General features: G+C 61.7%; 6 protein-coding genes and 1 pseudogene. 4 read left to right on the plus strand and 3 right to left on the minus strand.

Annotation, left to right across the window (positions count from 1 at the left end; genetic code table 11):
• Window positions 1-164 precede the first annotated feature (164 nt).
• On the plus strand, window positions 165-1646 hold the full coding sequence (locus K309_RS0132520; protein ID WP_029050170.1) for an NAD-dependent succinate-semialdehyde dehydrogenase: 1482 nt from the start codon (window positions 165-167) through the stop codon (window positions 1644-1646).
• A 206-nt stretch (window positions 1647-1852) separates the two neighbouring features.
• On the opposite strand, the gene K309_RS0132525 is transcribed toward K309_RS0132520, so the two are convergent.
• From K309_RS0132525 to K309_RS0132535, 3 genes are all read right to left on the minus strand, one after another.
• Window positions 1853-2347: an Lrp/AsnC family transcriptional regulator gene (locus K309_RS0132525; protein WP_029050171.1), complete on the minus strand. Its 495-nt coding sequence runs from the start codon at window positions 2345-2347 to the stop codon at window positions 1853-1855.
• An 87-nt stretch (window positions 2348-2434) separates the two neighbouring features.
• Window positions 2435-3817: an aspartate aminotransferase family protein gene (locus K309_RS0132530; protein WP_029050172.1), complete on the minus strand. Its 1383-nt coding sequence runs from the start codon at window positions 3815-3817 to the stop codon at window positions 2435-2437.
• Between the two features lie 440 nt (window positions 3818-4257).
• Window positions 4258-5121 (minus strand): GNAT family N-acetyltransferase, encoded by an 864-nt coding sequence (locus tag K309_RS0132535; RefSeq protein WP_029050173.1) that lies wholly within the window; start codon window positions 5119-5121, stop codon window positions 4258-4260.
• A 613-nt stretch (window positions 5122-5734) separates the two neighbouring features.
• On the opposite strand from K309_RS0132535, the gene K309_RS0132540 reads away from it, so the two are divergent.
• The 3 genes and pseudogenes from K309_RS0132540 (at window position 5735) to K309_RS38350 (ending at window position 8910) form a co-directional block, all read left to right on the plus strand.
• Entirely contained in the window at window positions 5735-6409 is a 675-nt protein-coding gene (locus K309_RS0132540) for a haloacid dehalogenase type II (RefSeq protein ID WP_029050174.1), read from the plus strand.
• 45 nt (window positions 6410-6454) lie between these two features.
• On the plus strand, window positions 6455-7732 hold the full coding sequence (locus K309_RS0132545; protein WP_029050175.1) for an NAD(P)/FAD-dependent oxidoreductase: 1278 nt from the start codon (window positions 6455-6457) through the stop codon (window positions 7730-7732).
• 29 nt (window positions 7733-7761) lie between these two features.
• Window positions 7762-8910 (plus strand): annotated as a pseudogene (locus K309_RS38350) (NAD(P)/FAD-dependent oxidoreductase).
• Window positions 8911-9087 lie beyond the last annotated feature (177 nt).

Raw genomic sequence — 9087 nt, forward strand, 5'->3', positions numbered from 1 at the left:
ACTATGACCGGGGACCGCATCATCCTTACTACGCCCTGCTGGCGCGCTCGGTCCCCGAGTTGCGCCGCGGCTGGATCGATGAAGTCGACGTGCATGGAAAACAAGCCAAGCCCGCTGGCGTTGCCAGCACTGCAATCTAATACCGTTATCAAGGAGATTACTCAATGCCTCTTCCCCTCCAGAAACAGAGCCTGCTTCCCGGTGGCAACTATGTCGGCGGCGAATGGTGTAGCGCCGCGGACCACCGCACGCTGGACGTGGCGGATCCAGCCACGGATGAGGTCTTCGCATCCGTACCGGATAGCGGCGCGGCCGATGCCCGGCTTGCCGTCGACGTTGCCCATGCGGCGTTCCCCGCCTGGCGCAAGACCCCGGCCAAGCAACGCGCTCAGATCATCAAGCGCTGGAATGACCTGATTGTCAGCCACCTCGAAGACCTTGGCAGCCTGATCTCGCGGGAGCAGGGCAAGCCCCTGGCGGAGGGCAAAGGCGAGGTCCTGTACGCCGCCAGCTATGTCGAATGGTTTGCCGAAGAGGCGACGCGCGCGGACGGCGATGTGATTGCCGCACCGGTTCCCGGTCGTCGCATGCTGGCACTACGTGAACCGGTTGGAGTCATCGCGGCTATCACCCCCTGGAACTTCCCGGCTGCGATGATCGCGCGCAAGATCGCGCCGGCGCTGGCGGCAGGATGCACGGTGGTCTGCAAGCCGGCCGAGGATACGCCGCTGACCTCCCTGGCGCTGGTCCGGCTCGCCGAGGAGGCGGGCGTGCCGCCGGGGGTCCTGAATATCGTGACCGCCTCGCGTGAGCGGGCCGCCGAGGTCGTCAACGTCTGGCTGGACGATCCCCGGGTGCGCAAGATCACGTTTACGGGCTCGACGCCTGTCGGCAAGCACCTTGCGCGCCGCTCCGCCGATACGCTCAAGAAGCTGTCGCTTGAACTCGGTGGCAATGCGCCGTTCATCGTGTTTGATGATGCCGATCTCGACGCCGCCGTCGAGGGTCTGATGGCTGCCAAGTTCCGCAACGGCGGGCAGACCTGCGTTTGCCCGAACCGGATCTATGTCCAGGACAAGGTGCATGACGCCTTCGTCGACAAGCTCGCAGCCCGCGTCGGCGCATTGGTGGTCGGGCCGGCCACCAACCCTGCGGCGCAGATCGGTCCCATGATCAATGCACGTGCCGTTGAGAAGATCGAGCGGCATGTGCAGGATGCTGTCAGCCGCGGCGCCCGCGTTGTCGTGGGCGGAAAACGCATCCGCAACGCGGAATGCCCGGGTCCCAACTACTATGCCCCGACTGTTTTGGTGGATGCCGATGCCTCCATGCAGTGCTCTTATGAAGAGACCTTCGGTCCGGTTGCACCGGTGACGCGCTTCAGTACCGAGGCCGACGTGATTGCGGCAGCCAATTCGACGCCGTTCGGGCTGGCGGCGTATTTTTACTCGAATGACGTGCGGCGGATCTGGCGCCTTGCCGATGCGCTCGAGTCAGGCATTGTCGGGATCAACGAAGGGGCGCTGGCAGCGGAAGCTGCGCCATTCGGCGGGGTGAAAGACTCGGGCTACGGGCGCGAGGGTTCTCGCCATGGCATGGAAGAGTACATGCACATCAAGTACGTGTGCCAGGGCCAGCTGGACTGAGCAACTGCTTCTGCCGTTTGGGCGGCCGGCGCGAGCCGGCCGTTTTGCATTGGGGTATTGGCAAGAGGGCGATTTGCCTAAGTTGAAGGGAAGGAGAAGGAGAAGATCTTGCGCCGCGGAAGGCGATACAAACTGAACCGTCGCCGCACGGTCAACGTGATACGTGCGGTGCGGCAAGGTGAGGCAAGACGGGGCAAGGCAGCCGGTTATTCGTGTCCCGCAAGGAGCTTCACGATCGGATAATAGCCTTTGACGAAAGACGATTTGATAACGATATAACTGAAGTATTTCTCGATGTTGACGTTCTGCCGGAGCACATCCTCGACAATGCTCTGGTAGTGCGCCACGCCGCATGTCACAAACTTCAGCATGTAATCGAAGCCGCCGCTCACCAGATGGCATTCAACGATTTCGTCAATGTCTCGAATCGCAGCTTCGAATTTTGCAAAGTCCTCGCGACGGTGATCGGATAGTGTCACCTGGGTAAACACGATCTGCATGTTTCCCAGCTTTTCCAGCCGGACCTGGGCACCATATCCGCCGATGTAGCCAGCTTTTTCCAGGCGCTTTACGCGGATCAGACAAGGGCTGGGTGAGAGGCCGACCGCATCGGCCAGATCTACGTTGGTGGTGCGGCCGTTACGTTGCAGGTGGCTGAGGATGGAGATGTCGATCCGATCCAGTTTAGGCGTGTCAAACATCGCGATCCTCCGCCAGTCTCGTCATTCAGGTACGTTAGCAGGACTATTCCCCGCGTTGACACTGCGGGGACATTGGCGCAAATAGACTTACTGCTTGACGGCCGCCCGGACTTCGGGTTGCGCCAGCACTTCATCCAGCGTCTTCTTCAAACGGGCGAACAGCAGCTCGAAATCGGCCGCGGTATAGCAGAGCGCTGGAGCGAAGCCGAGGATGTTGTCGCCGAATGCGCGGAATACCACTTTGTTGCGGTATGCGACCTCGGTGATGCGCTCGTGAAGCTTCAGGGAAGGGCTGAAGCGCTCTTTGCTGGACTTGTCACTGACCAGCTCAAGCGCGCCGAGTAGCCCGCGGCTGCGCGCTTCGCCAACAAGCGGGTGGCTGAGCAGGCTGCGCAGGCCTTCCTCGAAGTGCGGGGCTTGCGCAATGCCGTTGGCGAGCAGCCCGCCCTCCGTGTATAGCCGGAGCACTTCCAGGCCGATGGCAGCGCTGACGGGGTGCGCGGAATAGGTATAGCCGTGGCCCACCGGAACGCCGGTGGCCATACCGTCCGCGATGCCTGCGTACACTTCATCCGACATCAGTACGGCGCCCATCGGCGCGTAAGCGGCGGTCAAGCCCTTCGCAATCGTCATCAGGTCCGGCTCGACGCCTTCGGCTTCGCACGCGAACATCGGTCCGGTGCGGCCGAACGCGGTGATGACCTCGTCAACGACGAACAGGATTCCCAACTCGCGGCACGCCATGCGCATGGCCTTGAGCCAGCCCTTGGGCGGCACGATGACGCCGCCGGAGCCCTGGATCGGTTCGCAGAAGAAGGCGGCGACATTATCCGCGCCCAGTTCCTGCACCTTGGATCGCAAGGCTTCCACCGACGCACGGATGATGGCCTCCGGATCCGAGCCGACAGGATTGCGGTAAGGATAGGGCGAGGGAATCTTGTGCTGGTTGCGCAACGGCACATCGAAATTGTTGTGGAACACCGAAAGCGCTGTCAGCCCAGATCCTTGCGACGACGAACCATGATAGCCACGCTCGAGCGAAATGAACTGCTTCTTCTGCGGGCGGCCCGTCGAATTGAAGTAGTGCGTAATGAAGCGGATCGCTGAATCGTCCGCATCCGAACCGCCGAGCGTGAAATATACGTGTCGAAGCGAGGGGGGCGCCAGTTCGACCAGGCGTGCCGCAAGCCGGATCGCCGGCTCGGAGCCGAAGTGGAAATAGCCGGTGGCATAAGGCAGTTTGGCCATCTGCTCCGCGGCGGCCTGGACAATGCTCTGCTGGCCATAGCCTACGTTGACGCACCAGAGGCCGGAGAAGGCATCGAGCAGCTCATTGCCTTGTGCATCCTTCAAGTAGGCGCCGTGCCCTGATTCGAGAATGGTGACGCCACGTTGTTCGTGGGCGCGATAGTTGACCAGGGGGTGAATCAGGTGTTGGCGGTCTAATGCGACCAGGGAATCGATTTGCATGAGGGATCCATATGGAGGACTAACTTGCACAGCCAGGCAAGACCGATCGTGGTCAACCGAGTCGTGCACGGGGAACGAACGCCAAGTCATTCTAGGCACGGATGCGTAGCATTAACTATCGGACCTGGCTTCCCAACTCATGCGAAACCGCAATTTCGCGTGGCTTTCAACACGTTATGCTGCGATGCCGCTGGCATCCTGCAGCGAGCGCCACTTGCCTCAATCTCGATGGGAAAAGCGAGCGAATTGGCGATACGGCTGTGGTGCCATTTTCGTCAGCCGGGGTTGGGTTGCATCGGATGTGATATCCGCTGCTTGGCATGCGTTGGCAGTACGCGAACCTTGCGATGCATGACCCCAGGCTCCCACACGGGCACGCCAGGGGGAGGTATCATGCAGCTGCTGTTGTCACTGCAGGGGGAGCGCTGCTCGGGCAGCGCCTAGCCTAACGACTGGCTGAGCAGAGCGAACCGGGTGATCGATGCATCTGGCAGCGGCGGTTTGCCTCGCACCATGGCCTGCACTGTTTCATCGACCTGTACCAGGCCCATGTCGGTGAGCCAGGAACTCAGGCCGCTGCTATCGGGGACGTCCGCGCGTACGAAGGAACCCGCACGCGAGCCTGCCCAATGGGCGATCAATGCCTTGGCGCGGTCGATATCGGGGGCGATCACCGGACCGATGACGAAACCGTGGCCGAACTTGCGCAGTGCCGCGAAGGCGATCAAATCGCCGTAGCGATCGATGGCGACCACGTCGGCAACCGTCAGCAAATGCTTGATCAATGGGGCACGCGGCATACCGCTGGAGCGGCTCGCCATATCCGCTAGCGCGGCTTCGTCCCGCGGGCTGATGGGCCGGATTCGCTCGCCTGCACTGAGTGGCACGAACGGATAGTGAAAAACACTGCCCTGGTGCCGGTGTACCCAGCACGTTTGCCGAAAGCCGAAACTTTCGAACAAGGGAACGCCATCCGAAGTCGTATGGAGCAGAACCGTCCTGTCCCCGGTTGCGTTCAGCGCCCGGGAAACAAGCTCGCGTCCAAGCCCTTGATGGCGATGGTCCGGTGAGACGATGGTCATGCCCAGCCAAGCGTAGTCCGTGCCATGGAGCCAGTACATCACGGTACCGATAATGCCCGTGCCGTCTTCCGCGACAATCCCCTCGCCAATCTCGAGGATGAATTTCCAGTCCTCGAGGCGGTGCGGCCACAGCGTGGCCAGGGACAGCTTGTGGACCTCCGGCAGGTCTTCCGGCCTCATGCTGCGAAATTGGACGGTGCCGCTCCCATTCGGATCTTTCATGTTTTACCTCATCTGCCTGGCCTGCCGCCGTAACCAATTCTGCGTTGACAGCGAGCGGGATTGTGTTCGAGGCCTCTGTAGTTAAGAACAATGTTGCCACATGTTCGAGGGGGATTCGACCAGCCAACGCAATTCCACACGATGATGCGTAGGGCCAGGATAAACCGAAGGTTGTGCTGTATAGGGGCAAGCCGACCGCAGATCATGCTTCGTTCGTATCCCTTGCCTGGATGCCTCGCGCCGTGCAGCACGGCCGCAAAGGAATGGCGGGCTGCTGAAGACGAGCTGCCATCAGGAAAGTGCCCGGATTTCTACCGGCGGAGCTGGCAGCGCCTACCCTGAAGCGCCCAGCCTGACTCTTGCGGGGAGCGGGCCAGGAGTGGCGATTTCTTGTCGCAGCAACTCGTGCTGTGCAATGGTTTTAATTCGAAGAATAATGTGGCCGCGCGGCCTGACAACGAGACATCCGTACCGGCTCTACATGATTAAATGGTTTCCAGGAGGCGACGGTCCGGGATATGCCGCCAGCGCGCAAAGGTACGTCCGGTAGCGAGCCGCCGAGCGAGCTTCGCACATAGCGAGGCACGAATCAACTTGAATGGAATCCTGAAACATGAGTGCCACCACCCTGCGCCCCAAATACATCTCCTTCGATTGCTACGGAACCCTGATCAACTTCCAGATGGCGGATCTGGCACGCGAGCTTTTTGCCGACCGCATCGCTCCGGAGAACATGGAGCAGTTTACGACTGACTTCGCACGCTACCGCCTGGATGAGGTGATGGGCGACTGGCGCCCGTATGACGAGTTGCTTTGCAATTCGGTGGAGCGCCTTTGCCGCCGCTGGGGCATCGAGTACCGCGACAACGAAGGCCTGAAGTTCTACAACGCCGTGCCGACCTGGCAGCCGCACAAGGATGTGCCGGACGCGCTGGCACGCCTGGCGAAGGAATACCAGCTGGTGATCTTTTCGAACGCGATGGACGTGCAGATCCCGTACAGTGTCGAAAAGCTGGGCGCACCTTTCCACCGCGTCTATACCGCACAGCAGGCCGGTGCCTACAAGCCGCGTCTGAAGGCCTTCGAGTACATGATCGAGCAGCTGGAATGCACCCCCGACGACGTGCTTCACGTTTCGTCCAGCATGCGCTACGACCATTTGTCGGCGGACGATGTCGGCATCAAGAACAAGGCCTTCGTCGCGCGTGGCCACGAGCCGAGCTGGTCGGTGTGGGGTTGCCACGAAATCAAGGACCTGAGCGGTCTGCCCGCACTCGTCGGCCTGTAAGGAGAAGCGCGTGCACCCGGAAAGCCACCAAAGCAGGAGGCCGAGATGAAGCTCGAATCCTATTGGCTCGATACCGCACCCGCCTTTGTCGGTGGGGCGCAAGGACCCGTTATGGGACGTGCGGACGTTGTGGTGATCGGGGCGGGTTTTACCGGGTTATCCGCCGCGCTGGCGCTCGCGAGACAGGGAGCGTCAGTCACCGTGCTGGAGGCCGGCCGTGTTGTGGGAGAGGCATCTGGCCGCAACGGCGGGCATTGCAACAGCGGCCTGGCACATGATTTCGCGTCGCTGGCCGAGCGCATTGGCGTAGACAAAGCCCGGCGGTTTTATCAGGCCTATGATGCCGCTGTTGATACCGTCGAGACCGTGGTTGCCAGCGAGCGGATCGCTTGTGACTTTGTGCGCGCCGGCAAGCTGAAACTGGCGGCGAAGCCTGAGCACTACGACAAGCTCGCGCGCGCCTGCGACGTGTTGCGCCGGGAGGTCGATCCGCATGTCGAAATGGTGCCTCGGTCCCGACTTCAGGACGAAGTCCGTTCCAGCAGCTTCTTCGGCGGGCTGCTGCAAAAAACCAGCGCCCAGATGCACATGGGAAAGTTCGGCGTCGGGCTTGCCGAAGCCGCGGCACGCAACGGTGCGCGTATCTACGAACGGGCCCCTGTCACGAAGATGGAGCGACGTGCCGACGGGACCTTTCGTGTGACCAGCCCACGTGGCCAGATCGACGCGAAGCAAGTGCTGCTGGCGACGGGCAACTCCGGCACGGGACCGTTCTCGTTCCTGCGGCGGCGCATGATATCGGTGGGCAGTTTCATCATCGGCACCGAGCCATTGGACAAGTCTTTGCTCGATCATCTGCTACCGCACCGCCGTGCTTACACGACTTCGAGACACATCGGCAATTACTTCCGCGTCTCTCCCGACAACCGTTTGCTGTTTGGAGGACGCGCGCGTTTTGCGATGTCCAACCCGCGCTCGGACGAGAAGAGCGGCCGTATCCTTCAGGCAGCGATGGAAGCCACCTTTCCGGAGTTGCGCGGCGTACGCATCGACTACTGCTGGGGCGGGCTGGTCGATATGACGGCCGACCGGCTGCCGCGCGCAGGGCAGCATAAGGGGATGTATTACTCGGTTGGCTACAGCGGCCATGGCGTACAGATGTCGGTGCATATGGGCCAGGTCATGGCTGATGTGATGGCGGGACGCCCGGAGTGCAATCCCTGGCGCGAGCTGGATTGGCCAGCCATTCCCGGCCATTTCGGCAAGCCGTGGTTCTTGCCGATCGTCGGCGCGTACTACCGGTGGCAGGACTGGCGGCATTAGCCATCGGCGTATTCCTGGGCATAAGACAAATGAGCGCAAACGTAGCGGACGTGGTCATCGTCGGTGGCGGGTTCATGGGCGCCGCCACGGCATTTTTTTTACGCCGCCGCGGCGTCTCGGTCATCTTGCTCGAGCGCGGGCTGGTAGGCCAGCAAGCGAGCGGCACCAACTTCGGCAACGTGCGCCGGCAGGGGCGCTTTCTCGAGCAATTGCCACTCGCAAACCGGTCGCGGGAGATCTGGGGCAAGCTCAAGGAACTGATCGGTGAGGACATCGAATTCATCCCGAGCGGTCATCTTCGCGCGGGCTACCGGCAACAGCATGTCGAGCGGCTGGAAAAGTATGAAGAAGACTCGCGTCCGTATGGGCTGGGGCTCCAGATTCTCAGCGGCAGGCTGTTGCGCGAACGGTTTCCGTTTCTGGGGCCGGAGGTGATCGTTGGATCCTATGCGCCTTACGATGGGCACGCGAATCCACGCCTGGCGGCACCGGCGTTCGCTCGTGCCGCGGTCCGTCTCGGTGCACAGGTCGTTGAAAACACCGAGATCCTGCACGTCGAAAAGGAAGGCGTAGATTTCCGTGCCATCGCCGCCGACGGCCGCGTCTTCCGCGCACCGGCGGTGCTGGTCACGGCCGGTGCCTAGGGCGACCGCATCAGTGCCCGTTTCGGGGAGTCGGTGCCAATGCGCGCAAAGGGGCCTCAGATGGCGGTCACCGAACCGGTTCCCTATGCGATTGCGCCATCGATCAGCGTGTCCTCCGAAAGGTTGGATGAAACCTTTTACTTCCGCCAGATTACGCGGGGAAATCTCGTTCTTGGTGGCTGCGGCCATGAGCCGGTGGACCTTGACAAGCGGCGCGCGTACGTACGCCCCAAGCACACACTCAGGCAACTGACGCAAATGACTCGGGTAGTGCCGGCACTCGGTCACCTGCAGATCATTCGCGTCTGGAGTGGGATCGAGGGTTACATGGAGGACGATCGGCCGGTCATGGGGCCGAGCGCGCGTGTTCCCGGCCTGTACTACGCGTTCGGGTTCTCCGGCGCGGGCTTCCAGCTTGGCCCCGGCGTGGGCGATGTGATGGCGGAACTGATCCACACCGGCGCCACGACCACGCCCATCGAGGCATTCCACATCGCGCGTTTCTCCAGGCGGGCCGAGACCACCGCGGCATAGCGTTTTGCGGGCAGCTTACACTCCGAACTGTCCTGCAGCACCAGACGTGTCAGGCCGGGTCTGTGGCAACGGCGCTCTCGATATGCACGTCGACTTCATCGATCCAGCCGCGGCGCAACTCGGGGACCGAGCGCGCCAGCAGGGCGTAGTAAGGATGATGCGGTCCCCGGTCATAGT

The organism is Cupriavidus phytohabitans (genome assembly GCF_000426345.1).
Lineage (GTDB): Bacteria > Pseudomonadota > Gammaproteobacteria > Burkholderiales > Burkholderiaceae > Cupriavidus.